The following is a 16,783-nucleotide window of genomic DNA, read 5'->3' on the forward strand; positions in this document are numbered from 1 at the left end:
CGGCGCTACCGGGTGGGCCGCGTTCGTGGGTCTGTAGCGCCGAGCCACGCTCGGCGGAATCTGTCCGGCACGGCGGTGTGTGGCACACGCCGCGCACGGGTCGGCGTAACCTCATCCTTCCGGCGCAGGCGGGTTCGATGCAAGCAGTTCCAGATGCCGCTGTTCCATCTCCTGCCGCAACTGGCGGCGCAGCAGTGCGGCAGCGTGGCGGCGCTTTTCGTCGGAGGAGGTCGGCTGCAACGCAGGCACGGCCGTGGGGCGGCCTTCCTCATCCACTGCCACCATGGTGAAGAAGCAGCTGTTGGCGTGGCGCACGCTCCGCTTGAGGATGTCCTCGGCCACGACCTTGACGCCGATCTCCATCGAAGAGGTGCCGGTGTAGTTCACCGACGCCAGGAACGTGACCAGCTCGCCCACGGCGATAGGCTGGCGGAACATCACCTGATCCACCGACAGAGTGACCACGTAATGACCGGCGAAGCGGCTCGCGCAGGCATAGGCCACCTGGTCGAGCAGGCGCAGCACGGCACCGCCGTGGACCTTGCCGGAGAAATTGGCCATGTCCGGTGTCATCAACACCGTCATGGTGAGCTGGTGGGATTTGAGTTCGGTCGACATGTGGCCATCTTCGCATGGGGCGGCAAGCCAGTGCCCTGGTAGAGCCGACTTCAGTCGGCTGCGGGGCCTTGATGGAAAATGCCAGCCGACTCAAGTCGGCTCTACCCGCAACCCACGCGGGCGTTCGATTGGCGAAAAAAAGGGCCGCTTGCGCGGCCCTTCGGATGGTGCGTGGTGCTTACCGCTTACTTCAGCTTCGCATCCGCGCGCAGGGCGGCGGCGCGGTCGGTCTTCTCCCAGGAGAAGGCCGTGGCATTGACGGTGTCGCCGGTGCCATTGATGTAGCTGAACTCCTTCGGCTTGCGGCCGAAGTGGCCGTAGGCCGCGGTCTGCTGGTACATCGGGTGGATCAGGTCGAGCATCTTGATGATGCCGTACGGGCGCAGGTCGAAATGCTTGCGGATCAGCTTTTCGATCTGCTCGTCCGGAATCTTGCCGGTGCCGAAGGTGGTGACCGAGATCGAAGTCGGCTCGGCCACGCCGATGGCGTAGGAGACCTGCACTTCGCAACGGTCGGCCAGACCGGCCGCTACGACGTTCTTGGCGACGTAGCGGGCAGCATAAGCAGCCGAACGGTCGACCTTGGACGGATCCTTGCCCGAGAACGCGCCACCGCCGTGACGGGCCCAGCCGCCGTAGGTGTCGACGATGATCTTGCGGCCGGTCAGGCCGCAGTCGCCCACCGGGCCGCCGATCTCGAACTTGCCGGTCGGGTTGATGTGGAACTTGGTGCCCTTGTGCAGCCACTTGGCCGGCAGCACCGGCTTGATGATCTCTTCGCGGACGGCCTCGATCAGGTCCTTCTGCTTGATGCCCGGGGCATGCTGGGTGGACAGCACGATGGCATCGATGGCCGAAACCTGGCCGTCTTCGTAGCGCAGGGTGACCTGGCTCTTGGCGTCCGGACGCAGCCACGACAGCGGCGAATTCTTCTTCTTGCGGATCTTCGCCTGCTGCTCGACCAGACGGTGCGACAGGTGGATCGCCGCCGGCATGTAGCTGTCGGTTTCGTTGGTCGCGTAGCCGAACATCAGGCCCTGATCGCCCGCACCCATCTCTTCGGGCTTCTTGCGGTCAACGCCCTGCGCGATGTGCGGGGACTGCTTGCCGATCAGGTTCAGCACGCCACAGGTGGCGCCGTCGAAGCCGACGTCGGAGCTGTTGTAGCCGATATCCAGGATGACCTGGCGGGTCAGGGCTTCGAGGTCGATCCACGCGCTGGTGGTGATCTCGCCGGCCACGATGGCCACGCCGGTCTTGACCATGGTCTCGCAGGCCACGCGGGCGCGCTGGTCTTTGGCCAGGATCGCATCCAGAACCGCATCGGAGATCTGGTCGGCGATCTTGTCCGGATGGCCTTCGGAGACCGATTCGGATGTGAACAGGTAGCTGGACATCAGGCGTTATATCCCTTGATTCGGATGGAAAGATGGGCGCGAATGATACACGGCGCGCGTCGCACGTGCATTGTGGACTGCAACGGGTTGCCCGTGGTTAAGGTGTTGTGCCCGGATGTGAGGGTAGCGGGGAACGATGACTCGCGCGTGGTAGCGCCGAGCCACGCTCGGCGAGCGCAGCGACAACAGTCCACACGCAGCGCGCGGCTGCTAGCATCGGCCGATGGACTCCCTTACCCAGATCGTACTTGGCGGCGCCGTAGCCGCTGTCATCGCCCCGGCCGGCCACCGTCGCGCTGCGTTGCTGGCCGGCGCCGCGCTGGGCACGCTGCCGGATCTCGACGCCTTGTGGCTGGGCTTCATGGCGGCCGACCCGGTGGCGGTGATGACCGAGCACCGCAGCTTCAGCCACTCGCTGCTGGTGCTGCCGTGGGTCGCCGCCGCGCTGTGGTGGTTGTTCAAACGGTTCGGCAACGGACGCGTGGCGCAGGCGCCGGTGCGCTGGTTCTGGGCGATGCAGCTGGCGCTGGTCACCCATCCGCTGCTGGACGCGATGACGGTCTATGGCACGCAGCTGTGGTGGCCGCTGCAGCCCTCGCCGGCCATGGGCTCGAACATCTTCATCATCGATCCGCTGTACACGGTGTGGTTGCTGCTGGGTTGTGTGCTGGCGTGGTTCGGCCGAAGCCGCCCGTGGGCGGGCAGGGCACTGGCGGTCGCGCTGGTGGTCAGCAGCGGCTATCTGGGCTGGAGCCTGTTGGCCAAGGCACAGGTCGACCGCGCTGCGCAGCAGAGCTTGGCGGCGATGGGGCTGGGGGACGCCCCGCGGTTCTCGGTGCCGATGCCGTTCAACACGCTGCTGTGGCGGGTGGTGGCGATGACGCCGAGCGGGTATGTGGTGGCGGACCGTTCGCTGGTGGCCGACAAGGGGCCGATGCACTTTGAAGGTTTCGCCTCCAACGTCCAGGCGCTGCGGCAAGCCGGTGATATCCCGTCGGTGAAGCGCCTGACCTGGTTCAATCGTGGCTTCATGCGTGCGCAGGTGGTCGACGGGCGTCTGGTGTTGAGTGACCTGCGGATGGGCCTGGAGCCGGATTACACGTTCAACTTCGCAGTGGCCGAACAGCGCGACGGGCAATGGCGCGGCATCGTGCCGGAGCAGCTGCGCAGTGATTACAGCAGCCCCGAAGCGCGCGCCGACGTCAGTCGCCGGTTGGGCGAGATGTGGGACCGCATCTGGCAGGAACCCAAACGGTAGCGCCGAGCCATGCTCGGCGGGATCTGTCCGGCGTGATGGTGTCTGACGCAGGCCGCGCTGCGCGCTCGCCGAGCACGGCTCGGCGCTACCAGGGCAGATCGCGTGCGTATCGGGGCGATGGTCAATAGACCGTGGCGCGGGCCTGTACGAACGAGAAGAAGAACACGGCATTCGGATCGTTCTGCACCTGGCGGAACTCGCGGCGCATGCCGTCCACGGTCTCTTCGTCCACGGTGCCGGCCTGCAGCAGCTGCTCTGCCGCCGACAGCAGCACCTGTTCCCAGAACGCGATCATCGTCTTGCGGCGGGCGGGTTCGCGGTTGTCCAGATGGATCGTCTTGATCTCGGTGTGTACATCGCGATAGCCCCCGGCCAGCAGCAGGTTGCCCAGTTTCGCCCCGACAAACGGGTCACCGCCGTTGTCATGCTGGAAATCGTTGAACGCCATCCAGTAACGCCAGATGTGCGGCGAGTACGGATCGAGCAGGAAAGAGGCGTTCATCACTTCGGTGATGTACACCGGCGAGCCCGGAGACAGCACCCTGCGCACTTCGCTGAGCACCCGCGCCGGCGACGGCACATGTTCCAGCACCCAGCACAGGAACGCGCCGTCGAACGAGCGCGCACCGAACGGCAGTTCGCCGGCATCGGCGTGATGCAGCACGTAGCGGTCGCTGCACCACGGCGTCTTCTCCAGGTTGCCCCGTGCGGTCGCCAGCTGGGCTTCGCTCAGGTCGACGCCGGTGACATGCAGTTCCGGGAAACGGCGCAGCAGGATCTCGGTCTGTGCGCCCACGCCGCTGCCGACTTCAAGCAACCGGCTGACGCCGGTGTAGTCGATCTGCCCGAAGATGGTGGGTTCGAGCAGGCGCGCCTGGGTCATCAGGCGCTCCTGTTCAGTGCTGGAAAAGCCATGCAGGTAGGTGGGCGAAGAAATCGGCGGCGTCATGGGGGTATCCGGGTAGCGCCGAGTGGTGCTCGGCGAAAGGGTCAATCGACGAGCGCTGTCTCGCGCGCATCGGCGATCAACCGATCAAAGTACTCAGTGGTCAAGGCGATCTGGCTGTTCGGGTCTTCAGCGCGGTTGACCACTGCGCGGAACGCGGCATTCTCGGGCCGATCCTTGGCGTACCAGCCCAGATGCTTGCGCGCGATGCGCACGCCCTGAGGCTCGCCGTAAAACGCGTGCAGTGCGGACAGGTGGCCGAGCAGGATGTCGCGGACCTCCGCCAGCGAGGGCGGCGGCAGGGTCTGACCGGTCGCCAGATAGTGGGCGACTTCGCGGAAGATCCAGGGTCGGCCCTGCGCGGCGCGGCCGATCATCACCGCATCCACGCCGGTCTTTGCCAGCACCTGCGCGGCCTTGAGCGGCGAGTCGATATCGCCGTTGGCGATCACCGGGATGCGCAGTGCGGCCTTGATCGCGCCGATCGTCTCGTACTCGGCGTGGCCAGTGTAGTGCTGGTCGCGGGTGCGGCCGTGCACCGCCAGTGCGGCGATGCCGCTGTCTTCGGCGATGTGGGCAATGCGCGGCCCATTGCGGTGGTCGCAGTCCCAACCGGTGCGGATCTTCAAGGTGACCGGCACGTCGACCGCACCGACCACGGCGCTGAGGATGCGCGCGACCAGGTCCTCATCCCGCATCAGGGCCGATCCGGCCCAGGCGTTGCACACCTTCTTGGCCGGACAGCCCATGTTGATGTCGATGATCTGCGCGCCATGGTCGACGTTGTAGCGCGCGGCCTCGGCCAGCTGCTGTGGCTCGGTGCCGGCGATCTGTACGCTGATCGGATCCGGCTCGCCCGCGTGGTCCATGCGATGCAGCGACTTGCGCGTGGTCCAGAAGCGCGGGTCGCTGATGGTCATTTCCGAGGCAGCCAGCCCTGCGCCCAGCCGCTTGCACAGCAGGCGGAACGGTTTGTCGGTGACCCCGGCCATGGGCGCGAGCACGACGTTGGGGGCAATGGAATAAGGGCCGATCTGCATGGCGGCCATTGTAGTGCCGGTGTGCGGGCCGAAGGCGCCCGGCTGCGGCCCGGTTCAGGCCGATCTGGAAGGGGCTCATGCCGCACCGGCATCAGCAGATGCTTGACGGTTGCTTCCGCTGGTCGCAGCGCGGGCCCATGGTGGGCGGCTGGGTCTGTCGAACGAACCCCGCCGAGCAGGGCTCGGCGCTACCAGGGCAACCACGCGGTAGCGCCGAGCCACGCTCGGCGAGCGCAGCGGCGGCACCGTGACGGCCAGCGGCCGTCACCATGCGTTGATCAGGCGTGCTGGTCGTCCGGGGTGAAGTGCGGCATGGCGGCGGCCGCGCCTTCCTTTTCCGTGGAACGCCCGGCGAACTGGTTGGCGAAACGCACGTGGCGCGCGAACGGAGCATCCGGCGCGTGCGCGATGGACGCCACCAACGCACCGTTGAAGGCATCGCCGGCCCCGGTGGTGTCGATCGCGTGGACCTGCTCGGCACCCACGCGGTAGTAAGGCTGGCTGTCACCGCGCAGGGTATCTTCGTCGTGCGACACGAACACGCCCACGGCGCCCAGCGTCACCACGACCGTGCCACTGCCCACCAGCTTGCGGCACAGCGCATGCAGGCTGGCACCGTCCAAGGCGGCGACATCGTTCGGGTCGATCCGCTCGCCTACGTGGCGGCTGAGCAGTGCGGCGAACTCGGTTTCGTTCGGGGTGATCACATCGGCCAGCTTGAGCAGGCCGATGCTGGACGGCGCGTCGGCCGGTGCCGCATTGAGCACGGTGGTGACACCGGCCTCGCGGGCCAGCGCCAGCGCCGCTTCGATGGTCTCCACGGGCGATTCCAGCTGCACCAGCACGACCTTGGCAGCCGCCAGCAGCGCTTGCTGCTGCTGGACGAAGCCAATGCTCAGGGCGGCGTTGGCGCCGGGGCCGATGACGATCGTGTTGCGGCCACGGGCATCGACGTAGATGCCGCCCGTGCCGGTCGGCTCGCTGCTCGCCTCGGCGGTCAGGGTGAAGCCGTCCTGTGCCGCCAGGCCACGGGCCATGGCGCCACCCGCGTCGTCGCCCAGGGCGCAGACAAAGGTGGTGTCTGCACCGGCGCGGCGTGCCGCGACGGCCTGGTTGAAGCCCTTTCCGCCCGGGCCGGTGCTGTAGCGCCCGGCGATGGTCGCCCCGGGTGCCGGCAGCGCTTCGCAGCGCCACACATGATCGACATTGAAGGAACCGACGACAACGACGTTGCTGCTCATAGGAAAACTGTTCTCAGTGAAGCGCGGTTGATCCGAAGCGTATCAACCAAAGTGGGTCAGGACGCCGGCGATCGTGGCGGTCATGAAGGTGGCAATGGTACCGCCCAACACCGCGCGAAGGCCGAAACGGGCCAGATCGTGGCGGCGTTCCGGCGCAAGCCCGCCGATGCCGCCGATCTGGATCGCGATGGAGCTGAAGTTGGCGAAGCCGCACAGTGCGTAGGTGGCGATCAGGCGGCCTTCGTCGGACAAGGTAACCCCTGCGACCTGGCCGTTGATGATGCGCGACAGCTCGGAATACGCGACGAATTCGTTGATCACCACCTTCTGGCCGATCAGCGAACCGACCGTGCTGGCATCGGCCCACGGGGTGCCGATGACCCACGCGATCGGCGCGAGCAGATAGCCGAAGATGGTCGACAGGTTGGTCGGGCGGCCAATGGCTGCCGCCAGGCCGGTCACATCACCGATCCAGGTCAGCGGTGCGTTGATCAGCGCGATGAGGGCGATGAAGGCCAGCAGCATGGCGCCGATGTTCAGGGCCAGCTTGAGGCCATCGGCGGCGCCACCGGCGGCCGCATCGATGATGTTGCTGGACGTCTTCTCCACTTCCATCTTTACGGTGCCGCGTGTCAGCGGCGTGCCGGTTTCCGGAATCAGCAGCTTGGCGACGACCAGCGTGGCCGGCGCGGCCATGATGCTGGCGGCCAGCAGGTGCTTGGCGTAGAACGCCTGCGCCTCCGGATCGCCACCGCCCAGCATGCCCACATACGCCGCCAGGACACCGCCGGCAATGTGCGCCATGCCGCCGATCATCATCGTCAGCAGCTCGGACTCGGTCATCTTGGAGATGTACGGACGCACCGTCAGCGGGGCTTCGGTCTGACCAATGAACACGCTGGCGCAGACGCTGGTGGTTTCCGCGCCGGATACCCGCATGACCTTGGTGATCGCCAGCGCCATCACGCGCACGATCGCCTGCATCACGTTCAGGTGATACAGCACGCCCATCAGCGCAGAGAAGAAGATGATGGTCGGCAGCACCTGGAAGGCGAAGATGAAGCCGTAGCTGTCCACGTTCATCAGCGAGCCGAAGATGAAGCCGGAGCCCTCGTTGACGAAGCTCAGCACGCGCACGAAACCGTGGCCGAGCGCATCGAACACATCGCGACCACCCGGCACCAGCAGCACCACCGCGGCGAAGGCGATCTGCAGGACGAGGCCGGTGATGACCAGTTTCCAGTCCACCGCACGCTTGTTGTTGGAGAACAGCCAAGTGATGCCGATGAGCACCGCCAGACCAAACAGGCCGAAGCCGATCCTGCCCAAACCTTCGACCATGATGAATCCCCTGAGGGCACCGCGAAAAACGGGAAGCCTAGTGCAGGGCAGGGGCGGGGGCAAGGAAAAGCGGCGAGCAAGATGCGATCAGCGGCGAAACGGCCTGCGGGTGGCAGGCAGGGCAAGGCATCCCTGCAGGTAGAATATGGACCTTGAAGCCCGGTCTGCGGGCCTGCAGCAGGAGATTCGCATGCTCTACCGCCGTCTCGGGTCCTCCGGGCTGAAGCTTTCCGCGCTGTCCTTCGGCGCCTGGGTCACCTTTGGCGAGCAGATCGCCCGGGACCAAGCGCGCAATCTGGTAGCTGCGGCGTGGGATAACGGCATCAACTTCTTCGACAATGCCGAGGCCTATGCCAACGGTCGCGCCGAACAGGTGATGGGGGATGTGATCGCCGACCTGCGCCTGCCGCGCGATGGTTTCTGCGTGTCCAGCAAAGTCTTCTTCGGCAGTGCAGCCGACCCAGGGCCGACCCAGCGCGGGCTGTCGCGCAAGCACGTCACCGATGCCTGCCATGCGGCGTTGAAGCGCCTGCGGGTGGACTATCTGGATCTTTATTACTGCCACCGGCCAGACCCGGATACGCCCATCGGGGAGACCGTGCGCGCGATGGATACGTTGGTGCGGCAGGGCAAAGTGCTGTACTGGGGCACCTCTGAATGGTCGGCACTGCAGGTCCAGGAGGCGGTGGATTTCGCGCAGCACCACAACCTGCACGGTCCGACCATGGAGCAGCCGCAGTACAACCTGCTGCATCGCGACCGGGTGGAACGCGAGTACGCCGCGCTGTATGCGGATCCGGGCCTGGGCATCACCACCTTCTCGCCGCTGGCGTCCGGGTTGCTGACCGGCAAGTACAACGATGGATTCCCCGCCGGCTCCCGACTGGGGCGGGACGGGATGGAATGGCTGCAGGACCTGGTGTTGGGGGCGGACGGTCCGGCGCGGATGACACAGTTGCGTCGCTACGCACGACTGGCAGCCGATCTGGGACAGTCGCCGGCCACGCTGGCCATTGCCTGGTGCCTGCGCAATCCGAACGTGTCCAGCGTGATCCTCGGTGCCAGCCGGGTGGAGCAGTTGCTGCAGAACCTGCAGGCACTGGAGCTGCTGACCGCAATGGATGACGACGTATGGGCCCAGGTCGAAGCCGTGTTCGCCGACTGAGTTCCGGGGGCGGACGTGTCCGCATCCTGCCTGTAGCGCCGAGCCGTGCTCGGCGGGCACCTGAAGCGCCGTGCTGCGCGCTGCGCGCTGCGCGCTCGCCGAGCTTGGCTCGGCGCTACCGATCTCCCGAAATACGTTAATTTGATAGATAGGGGCTATCGATATTGATTGAGTGATCATCAATCCCATCGATCAAATTGAGAATGGGTGTTGATTGCGAACTGAGAATCGTTATCATTTGACTCGCCCCTCGCAACGAGTCCAGACGATGAATGCTCAAGCTGTGCTGCTGCGCCCCGAAGTTCTGACCCTCCGTGATCGCCCGGTTCGTGCCGTGCCTGCCGAGGAAGTGATCGACAGCGAAGCCCTGCTGAAAGGGCGCCGCGAGATCCTCATCCAGCACGGTGACCGGTTCTACCGGTTGCGCCATACCAGCAACGACAAGCTGATCCTGACCAAGTAACCGGGTCGGCCGCCTCCCTCCCTCCCGGTGTCAGCGCACCCGGTGCGCTGGCACTGTCACAGGCGGTCGCCCCACCTGTCTCTCTCCCCCTCGTCTTCCGCCCATTGCCCTCGTGGCAATGGCGGCGGCCGGGGGCTCCTCTTCCGCTCCTTGCGATCTCCATGAGGTGATTCCATGAGCAGAGCCTTGCCTGCAGTGCGCGCGTCCTTGCCGCGCAGCCTGCCGCTGCAGCCCATCCACCGCCCGAGCGCCTCCGAGCTCGCGGCGCTCGGCACCGTACTGTGCCTCTATCGCGCCGACAGCAATGAACTGGCCGGCTGGCAACAGGCAGTGGCCGCCCACGCCTGCCAAGGCCTGGACAGCGAAGGCGTGCGCGAAAGCCTGTGCTTCACCGATGCGCGAGGCCGCTGTTGCTGGCGCCTGTACCTGCTGCCTGATAGTGACTTCCTGGCATGGGACCGGCTTGTCAGCGGTCTCGCTGTACGCCCGGTAGGCAGCGAGGATGCCAGCGTGGGCGAGCGACTATGGCGCCGTCTCGCCGGCAGCCTCGGTGGTCAGCGGTGGCGCATGTGTGTTGTGCAGTTGCACGCGGTGGAGCAGGGCAGTGGCCTCGCGGCAAGCCTGGCGCCGTTGTCGTCGCTGGGAAGCGCGGCAGCTCGACGCATCGCGCGGCTGGAAAGTGCCGACGGCGCCGTTGACGCGCCGCCCCGGCCGGCGCTGCATCTGCTGTAGCACGCACAGCGAAGCATTGCCCGGTGACAGGCGCACGGCCTGTCCGGTGCCAGTCGGAAAAGCTGACGGCCAGCGGCCGTCACTACCGAAGGCGAGGCCGTCACTACCGCGTCCGGCGGCCGTCGCTACCGGGGCGCTCACTCACTCCTTGAACATGAGCAACGCGGCGACCACGATCAGCGCGAACGCGGCGTAGTGGTTCCATTTCAGCGGCTGGTCGAGGTAGAACGCAGAGAACACCGCGAACACCACCAGGGTGATGACTTCCTGCATGCCCTTGAGCTGCGGTGCCGAATACACCGCACTGCCCAGTCGGTTGCCCGGTACCTGCAGGCAGTACTCGAAGAACGCGATTCCCCAGCTGATCAGGATCACCGTCATCAGCGGCGCGGTCTTGAACTTCAGGTGCCCATACCAGGCGAAGGTCATGAAGATGTTGCTGCCCAGGAGCAGCAGCACGGGATAAAGGTACTGGGCCATGTCGATCACGCCGGTGGAGTGGGCGGATTATGCGCCTGCGGCGTGGGCGACAGGTCAACGGCCTTCAGTCCTTGAGTGCGGAGCCGTGCGTCAGGGTCTCCCACAGGAAATGGAAGTCACCCTGGCTGGGACGGTGCGCGGCCAACCATCCGGCGGTGTGCGGAAGTGCCTGTCCCAGGCGGCCGGCGAAATGGGAATAGCCGATCTCCAGCGTGCCGCGCACATCCGATACCAGTTTCCCCTTGCACAACCATGTCGGGATGTCCGGGCGGCCCAGCATGTCGGTGTGGAACTCCATCGCTGCCACGAGCCGTTCGCCCTGCGCCTGGTACAGGCTGCCCCCCTGCAGGCGATTGGTCTCCGCTGCATTGAGGTAGGCGGCCAGGCCGTAGGCCGTGTGCTCCAGGTCGCGGCAGGTCTCCTCTGCCAGTCCGGCCGCCATGACCGTCTGGCCGAACCACAAGGTTTCGATGGGCGTCGCGCAGCCAGGACGCGGTAGCGGGGTGGCGCCATCCACCGGCATGTACACATAGGTAGGCAAGCGGGTGTTCCAATCATTCACCGCGCTGTCGTAGAGATCGCGTCGATCGGTGTAGATGCCCATGTTCATGCGTGCCTCGATACCGCTGGCATGCCAGTTTCCTCCCGGACAGGGCCCCATCCGGTTGATGTCGGGCAGGTACTGCGCGATCAGCCAATCACCGAAGCGCCGCGCATCCGCTGCCGGCCACACCGTGCTGGTATGGCGGATGATCTCCGCCGAACGCGTCCACAGCTGCGCCGTCCACGATGCCTGCAGCGGCGCGTTGCTGTTTTCGTGGCCGCCGGAAAGCGTGGTCGCCCAGGCGTCCATGATCTCCGCGGCCTTGCGTGCATGCGCCTCATCGCCCAGGTACGCCCACAGCAACGCGTGGGTGTACGCGGCCTTGGCATCATCACGTTCGGGTTTGCAGCCGATGCTGGGCTTGTCGAACGACCCGCATTCCACCTTCGCGAACGGGGTGGCGACATGCTCCAGCGACGCCAAGGGGCTCTTGCGCAGGGTGGCCATGGCGGCGGTCTTGAGCGGATCGCCGGCGCGCAGCGCTTCGCGTGTTGCCTGCAGCGCCGGCGCATCGAGCAGGATGCCGGGATGGATGAAGGCCTGCGCGTGGGCGATGGCGGGGGACAGCAGGGTGAACGAGAGCAGCAACGCAGGTGTGCGCATTGGAGCGACCTCCTTGAAGGAGCCTCCACGCTAATCGCGTCGGATTCTGGAGGTCATCGGCCAAGCACTGACGTGCGCGTCGGTACACGCCTGCGATGCGCGGCGGCGCCTTGCCGATGGGGTCGGACACGTTCCGCCGAGCATGGCTCGGCGCTACCGTTTTTCAGCTTCCGGAGCCGGTCAGAGGGTCAGGCGGGTGGCGACCCGTTCCCCTATACCTCGCGCAGCGCCAAGGCTGGCGGGGTATGCAGGATGCGCCGCGTGCCCCACCAGCCGGCGACCACGCTGAGCGCCACACCGCCTGCGCCACCCAGCAACAGCCCGGTCCACGGCGGCGACAAGGCCAGTTCGAACACCTGCCGCGACACCACCACGCCGATGATCGCGGCCGCACCCACGGCGAGGATCGCCGCAAGCAGGCCCAGCGCACCGAACTCCACCAGCACCGCGCCACGCAGTTGCCGGCGCGTGGCGCCCAGCGTGCGCAGCACCGCACTGTCATAGCGACGCTCACCGGCGGTGGATTGCAATGCAGCCAGCAGCACCAGCACGCCGGCCAACAGGCTGAACCCCATGACCACCTGGATCGCCTGCGCAACGCGGTCCATCACCTGCCGTACTTCGCTGATCAGCCCATCGATATCCAGCAGCGACAGGTTGGGCTGCTCGCGCACCAGCTTGCCCAGGCCGGCCGCCTTCGCGCGCGGCAGGTGGAAGGCCGAGATCAGGTTGTAGGGCGCATCGCCCACCGCATTGGCATTCACCAGCAGGAAGAAGTTCACCCGGAAGCTGTTCCATTCGGCCTTGCGGATGCTGGTGACGGTGTAGTCGCGCTGCTGCTCGCCCACTTGAAGGGTGATGCGGTCTCCCAGCTTGGCGCCGTAGCGCGTGGCCCAGCCTTCTTCCACGGAGGCCTCCGCCGCGGTGCTGTCGGCTGCCCAGAACCGACCCTGCAGCAGCTGGTTCGCAGGCGGGAAGGTCGTGCGCCAGCTGAAGTTCAGTGGCCGGTCGCGATCGTTGTCGGCCCCGGCAGGCTGCTGCGGGCCATTATCCTGCTCGGCTTGCTGATCATCACCACGTCGGCGCGGGGCTTCACCATTCAACGCCAGCAGGCGACCGGTCGCGAACGGTTCCACGCTCGCATCCACGGCACCCTGCGCCTGCAATGCGTCCAGCACACGTTGGCGCTGGTCCGGCTGGATGTTCATCAGGAAATAGTTCGGGGTGTCGGCCGGCAGGCGGTCACGCCACTGCTGCAGCAGGCCGGGACCCACGACGGCCAGCATCAGCAGCGAGCACAGCGACAGCGATAGACCCACCAGTTGCATCACCGCCAGGCCTCGGCGGCGGGTCAGCGCGGCCAGGCCCAGTCGCCAGTTGCCATGCAGCCGGTGCTGCACCCCGCGCACCAGCGTCAGCAGCGCGAAGCCACCGATCCCGGCCAGCAGTGCCAGCGCGGCCAGCCCGCCCAGTACCCAGAGGGCAAGTTTCAGGTCGCCGGTGACCTGCACGGTCAGCGCCAGGCTGGCCAGCAACGCGCCGGCGTACACCAGCACCGAGGTGGGCGGCAGGGTGGCGAAGCTGCGGTTGAGCACGCGCATCGGCGCGACGTTGCGCAGGCGCAGCAGGGGCGGCAGGCCGAAGCCCATCAGCAGCAGCAAGCCGATACCTGCGCCCGTCAGGGCCGGCATCGCCTGCGGTAACGGCAATCGCTGCGGGACCAGTCCGCCGAGAATCTGCACCAGCCCTTCCTGCGCGGCCATGCCGATCAGCACCCCGACCAGGCAGGCAGGGATGGCCATCAGCAGCAACTGCAGGGCCAGGCCGGCCAGGATGTCGCGCTGGCGGGCGCCCAGACAGCGCAGCACGGCGACCTGATCGATGCGCTGCAGTGCGAACCGGTTCGCCGCCAGCGCGGTGGCCACGCCGGACAGCAGTACGGCCAGCAGCGCGCTCAGGCCGAGGAAGCGTCCGGCCAGCTGGAACGACTCGCGCACGCCGCGCTGGGTATCGCCGAGCCCGACCAGCCGCAGCCCTTGCACGCGCGGTTGCAGCCACGCGCGGAAGCTGGCGATGGCCTCCGGTTCGCCGGCGAACATGGTGCGATAACTGATGCGGCTGCCTGGATCGAGCAGGCCGGTGCCTTCCACGTCTGCACGATTGACCAGCAACGTCGGTGACAGGGTCAGCAGTTCGCTTGAGGTGTCCGGCTCGGCTTCGATGCTGCCTGCAATGCGCAGGGTGCCCGCGCCGAACTCCAGGTCATCGCCGATGCGCAGGTCCAGGGCCTGCAGCAGGCGCGGGTCGGCCCAGGCCTGGCCCGGTGCAGGCGCGGCGGCGGCATCGTCCAGCCGCGCATCGCTGCCCGTGCGTACGCGCAACTGGCCGCGTAGCGGATAGCCTGCTTCCACGGCCTTGATGGTGGCCATCTGGCTGGCCTCGCCATGGAACAACACGCTGCCGAACGCGGCGATGCGGGTACTGCGCAGACCGCGCTGCGTGGCCTCGGCGGCGAATTCCGCAGGCGGCTCGGCGCGTCCACTGACGCCCAGGTCGCCACCGATCATTTCAGCCGTGCTGTTGGCAAGTGCCAGGTTGACCCGGTCCACCAACGTGCCCACCGCGGTCATCACCGCCACGCCGAGCACCAGCGCGGCAAACACCGTCAGCAGGTCGCCGGCCAGCGCTTCCCGTCGCAGCGAACGCAGGGCGTGGCGCAGCAGGTTCATGCGACGGCCTCGTGGTGCACCTGCTGCAGGCGTCCATTGTCGATGCGGTGGATGTACTGGCAGCGTTGTGCCAGCCGCAGGTCATGGGTGACCAGCACCAGCGTGGTGGCAGTGTCGGCATTCAGCGCGAACAGCAGGTCGCTGATCTGCTGGCCGGTGGACTGGTCCAGCGAGCCGGTGGGCTCGTCGGCGAACAGGATGCGCGGGCGGGCCACGAAGGCACGCGCCAGCGCGACGCGCTGCTGTTCCCCGCCGGACAGCTGGCGCGGATAATGTCGTGCACGGTGCGAAAGGCCCACTGCCGCCAGCACCTCGTCCACCCGCTTGCGGTCTTCGCGGCCAGCAAGCTCCAGCGGCAGCGCGATGTTCTCCGCAGCGGTGAGGGCAGGCAGCAGGTGGAAGCTCTGGAACACGAAGCCGACTTCACGCGCGCGCAGTTGCGCCCGCGCTTCCTCGTCCAGCGTGCCGAGCTCGCTGCCGGCCAGCGTGATGCGGCCGCGGCTGGGCAGGTCCAGCCCGGCCAGCAGCCCGAGCAGGGTGGTCTTGCCGGAACCGGACGCGCCGACGATGGCAACCGAGGTCCCTTCATGTACGGTCATGCTGATGTTGTCCAGTATGTGGACTTCACCCTCCGGGCCATGCACGGATTTGCCGACCTGGTCGACGGCGATGGCGACGGGCGCGCTGCGGGGGGACAGGCTGTCGATAAGGAGACTCCAATGCGCATTACAGGACAGAACCGGCCGTGGGGCCGGATGGGGATGCTGCTGGCATGGTTGCTGCTGTTGCCGGTGCTGGCGTGTGCCAAAGGTCAAGCCGGGCCGGTGCTGGTGCTCGGCGACAGCCTCAGTGCTGCCCACAATATCCCGGCCGGCAGCGGCTGGGTGGACCTGCTGGGCAAGCGGCTCAGCACCCGTTCGGGTCCGACATCCCGCGTGGTCAATGCCAGCATGAGCGGTGAGACCACCGCCGGCGCGGCAACCCGGCTGCCGGGATTGCTGGCGCGCGAGAAACCCGGGGTGGTGGTGCTTGCCCTGGGCGGCAACGATGCCCTGCGCGGCCTGACCCCGGCCCAGATCCGCGGCAACCTGGAGAAGATGATCCAGGCCAGCCAGAAAAGCGGGGCCAAGGTGCTGATACTGGGCATCGACGTGCCGCCCAACTATGGGCCGGCCTACCGCCAGCGCTTGGCCGCGGTGTATCGCGCGCTGGCCGACCAGTACAAGGTGCCGCTGCTCCCGTTCCTGCTGGAAGGCGTGGCCCTGCAGCCCGGAATGATGCAATCTGACGGCCTGCATCCCACCGCGCAGGCGCAACCCAAGGTGCTGGCCAACGTCTGGCCGCTGTTGCAGCCGCTGCTCTGAAACAGGTCGCCTGCACCGTGCAGGCACTTCACATCCCGTGCACCCTCGATCCGGCATGTTTCACAAAGCTGAAGTTAGAGGGAAGACCATGCGTCAGACGAAGGAAACCTCCGGCCTTGTTCTGGTCGTGGAGGACAACCGTAATATTTCCGAGATGATCGGTGAGTATCTGGAAGGCCGCGGTTTCGAGGTCGACTATGCCCAGGACGGCTTGGACGGTTATCGTCTGGCGGCTGAGAACAGTTACGACGTCGTCGTGCTGGACCTGATGCTGCCGCGCCTGGATGGCATCGAAGTCTGCCGCCGCCTGCGCAACGACGCCCGCAAGTCCACGCCGGTGTTGATGCTGACCGCGCGCGACACGCTGGACGACAAGCTCACTGGCCTGGGTTTCGGTGCGGATGACTACCTGACCAAGCCGTTCGCCATCCAGGAGCTGGAGGCGCGTCTGCGTGCCCTGATCCGTCGCGAGCGTCGTCAGGTGGGTTCGGAAGTGCTGAAGGTCGCGGATCTGGTGCTGGATCCGGTGAGCATGCGTGCGACGCGTGCCGGCACCGAGCTGCAGCTTTCGCCGATCGGCCTGCGTCTGCTGACCATCCTGATGCGCGAATCGCCGCGCGTGGTGACACGTCAGGAAATCGAGCGCGAGATCTGGGGCAATGGGTTGCCGGATTCGGACACCCTGCGCAGTCATCTGTACAACCTGCGCAAGATCATCGACAAGCCCTTCGATCGCCCGCTGCTGCACACCGTGCAGAGCGCCGGTTACCGCATCGCGGACATCGCCCAGCCGATGGGCTGA

16 protein-coding genes are annotated in these 16,783 nt (G+C 66.6%); 6 read left to right on the plus strand and 10 right to left on the minus strand.

The genetic code is table 11. The features are described from left to right. Positions 1-111: 111 nt before the first annotated feature. Positions 112-618 carry an acyl-CoA thioesterase gene (locus tag ICJ04_RS03070; RefSeq protein ID WP_188326094.1) on the minus strand — a complete coding sequence of 169 codons (507 nt, stop codon included), beginning with the start codon at positions 616-618 and terminating at the stop codon, positions 112-114. A 185-nt stretch (positions 619-803) separates the two neighbouring features. Next, complete coding sequence (gene metK / locus ICJ04_RS03075) at positions 804-2,015, minus strand: methionine adenosyltransferase (RefSeq protein ID WP_188326095.1); 1,212 nt, start codon at positions 2,013-2,015, stop codon at positions 804-806. A 223-nt stretch (positions 2,016-2,238) separates the two neighbouring features. On the opposite strand from metK, the gene ICJ04_RS03080 reads away from it, so the two are divergent. Then, positions 2,239-3,273 carry a metal-dependent hydrolase gene (locus ICJ04_RS03080; protein WP_188326096.1) on the plus strand — a complete coding sequence of 345 codons (1,035 nt, stop codon included), beginning with the start codon at positions 2,239-2,241 and terminating at the stop codon, positions 3,271-3,273. A 121-nt stretch (positions 3,274-3,394) separates the two neighbouring features. Here the strand turns inward: ICJ04_RS03080 and ICJ04_RS03085 are convergent, their stop codons facing one another. The 4 genes from ICJ04_RS03085 to ICJ04_RS03100 all read right to left on the minus strand — a co-directional run bounded on the left by ICJ04_RS03085 (position 3,395) and on the right by ICJ04_RS03100 (position 7,841). Next, the gene (locus tag ICJ04_RS03085; RefSeq protein WP_188326097.1) at positions 3,395-4,222 is read right to left on the minus strand and encodes a methyltransferase domain-containing protein; all 828 of its coding nucleotides are present in this window, start codon (positions 4,220-4,222) and stop codon (positions 3,395-3,397) included. A gap of 41 nt (positions 4,223-4,263) precedes the next feature. Then, complete coding sequence (gene dusB, locus ICJ04_RS03090; protein ID WP_188326098.1) at positions 4,264-5,259, minus strand: tRNA dihydrouridine synthase DusB; 996 nt, start codon at positions 5,257-5,259, stop codon at positions 4,264-4,266. Positions 5,260-5,537: 278 nt separating this feature from the next. Next, positions 5,538-6,500: a ribokinase gene (locus ICJ04_RS03095; RefSeq protein WP_188326099.1), complete on the minus strand. Its 963-nt coding sequence runs from the start codon at positions 6,498-6,500 to the stop codon at positions 5,538-5,540. A gap of 42 nt (positions 6,501-6,542) precedes the next feature. Continuing rightward, positions 6,543-7,841: a nucleoside transporter C-terminal domain-containing protein gene (locus ICJ04_RS03100; protein WP_188327180.1), complete on the minus strand. Its 1,299-nt coding sequence runs from the start codon at positions 7,839-7,841 to the stop codon at positions 6,543-6,545. Positions 7,842-8,031: 190 nt separating this feature from the next. Here ICJ04_RS03100 and ICJ04_RS03105 point away from each other — a divergent pair, with 190 nt between their 5' ends. The 3 genes from ICJ04_RS03105 to ICJ04_RS03115 all read left to right on the plus strand — a co-directional run bounded on the left by ICJ04_RS03105 (position 8,032) and on the right by ICJ04_RS03115 (position 10,201). Further along, positions 8,032-9,006, plus strand: coding sequence for an aldo/keto reductase (locus tag ICJ04_RS03105; RefSeq protein ID WP_188326100.1), 975 nt, complete (start codon positions 8,032-8,034; stop codon positions 9,004-9,006). Positions 9,007-9,274: 268 nt separating this feature from the next. Continuing rightward, on the plus strand, positions 9,275-9,469 hold the full coding sequence (locus tag ICJ04_RS03110) for a hemin uptake protein HemP (RefSeq protein WP_188326101.1): 195 nt from the start codon (positions 9,275-9,277) through the stop codon (positions 9,467-9,469). A gap of 174 nt (positions 9,470-9,643) precedes the next feature. Next, positions 9,644-10,201, plus strand: a complete 558-nt coding sequence (locus tag ICJ04_RS03115) for a Hemin transport protein (protein WP_223202975.1) — start codon at positions 9,644-9,646, stop codon at positions 10,199-10,201. A gap of 141 nt (positions 10,202-10,342) precedes the next feature. On the opposite strand, the gene ICJ04_RS03120 is transcribed toward ICJ04_RS03115, so the two are convergent. The 4 genes from ICJ04_RS03120 to ICJ04_RS03135 all read right to left on the minus strand — a co-directional run bounded on the left by ICJ04_RS03120 (position 10,343) and on the right by ICJ04_RS03135 (position 15,261). Next, positions 10,343-10,681 (minus strand): DMT family protein, encoded by a 339-nt coding sequence (locus ICJ04_RS03120; protein WP_188326102.1) that lies wholly within the window; start codon positions 10,679-10,681, stop codon positions 10,343-10,345. 64 nt (positions 10,682-10,745) lie between these two features. Then, the gene (locus tag ICJ04_RS03125) at positions 10,746-11,888 is read right to left on the minus strand and encodes an alginate lyase family protein (RefSeq protein WP_188326103.1); all 1,143 of its coding nucleotides are present in this window, start codon (positions 11,886-11,888) and stop codon (positions 10,746-10,748) included. 212 nt (positions 11,889-12,100) lie between these two features. Further along, positions 12,101-14,617 carry an FtsX-like permease family protein gene (locus tag ICJ04_RS03130; RefSeq protein ID WP_188326104.1) on the minus strand — a complete coding sequence of 839 codons (2,517 nt, stop codon included), beginning with the start codon at positions 14,615-14,617 and terminating at the stop codon, positions 12,101-12,103. Beyond that, entirely contained in the window at positions 14,614-15,261 is a 648-nt protein-coding gene (locus tag ICJ04_RS03135) for an ATP-binding cassette domain-containing protein (RefSeq protein WP_188326105.1), read from the minus strand. The genes ICJ04_RS03130 and ICJ04_RS03135 overlap by 4 nt, the downstream gene beginning before the upstream one ends. Before the next feature lie 75 nt (positions 15,262-15,336). On the opposite strand from ICJ04_RS03135, the gene ICJ04_RS03140 reads away from it, so the two are divergent. Beyond that, positions 15,337-15,981 (plus strand): arylesterase, encoded by a 645-nt coding sequence (locus ICJ04_RS03140; RefSeq protein WP_188326106.1) that lies wholly within the window; start codon positions 15,337-15,339, stop codon positions 15,979-15,981. Positions 15,982-16,069: 88 nt separating this feature from the next. Further along, positions 16,070-16,783, plus strand: coding sequence for a response regulator transcription factor (locus tag ICJ04_RS03145; protein WP_042613699.1), 714 nt, complete (start codon positions 16,070-16,072; stop codon positions 16,781-16,783).

This window comes from Stenotrophomonas sp. 169, from assembly GCF_014621775.1.
Taxonomy (GTDB): domain Bacteria; phylum Pseudomonadota; class Gammaproteobacteria; order Xanthomonadales; family Xanthomonadaceae; genus Stenotrophomonas.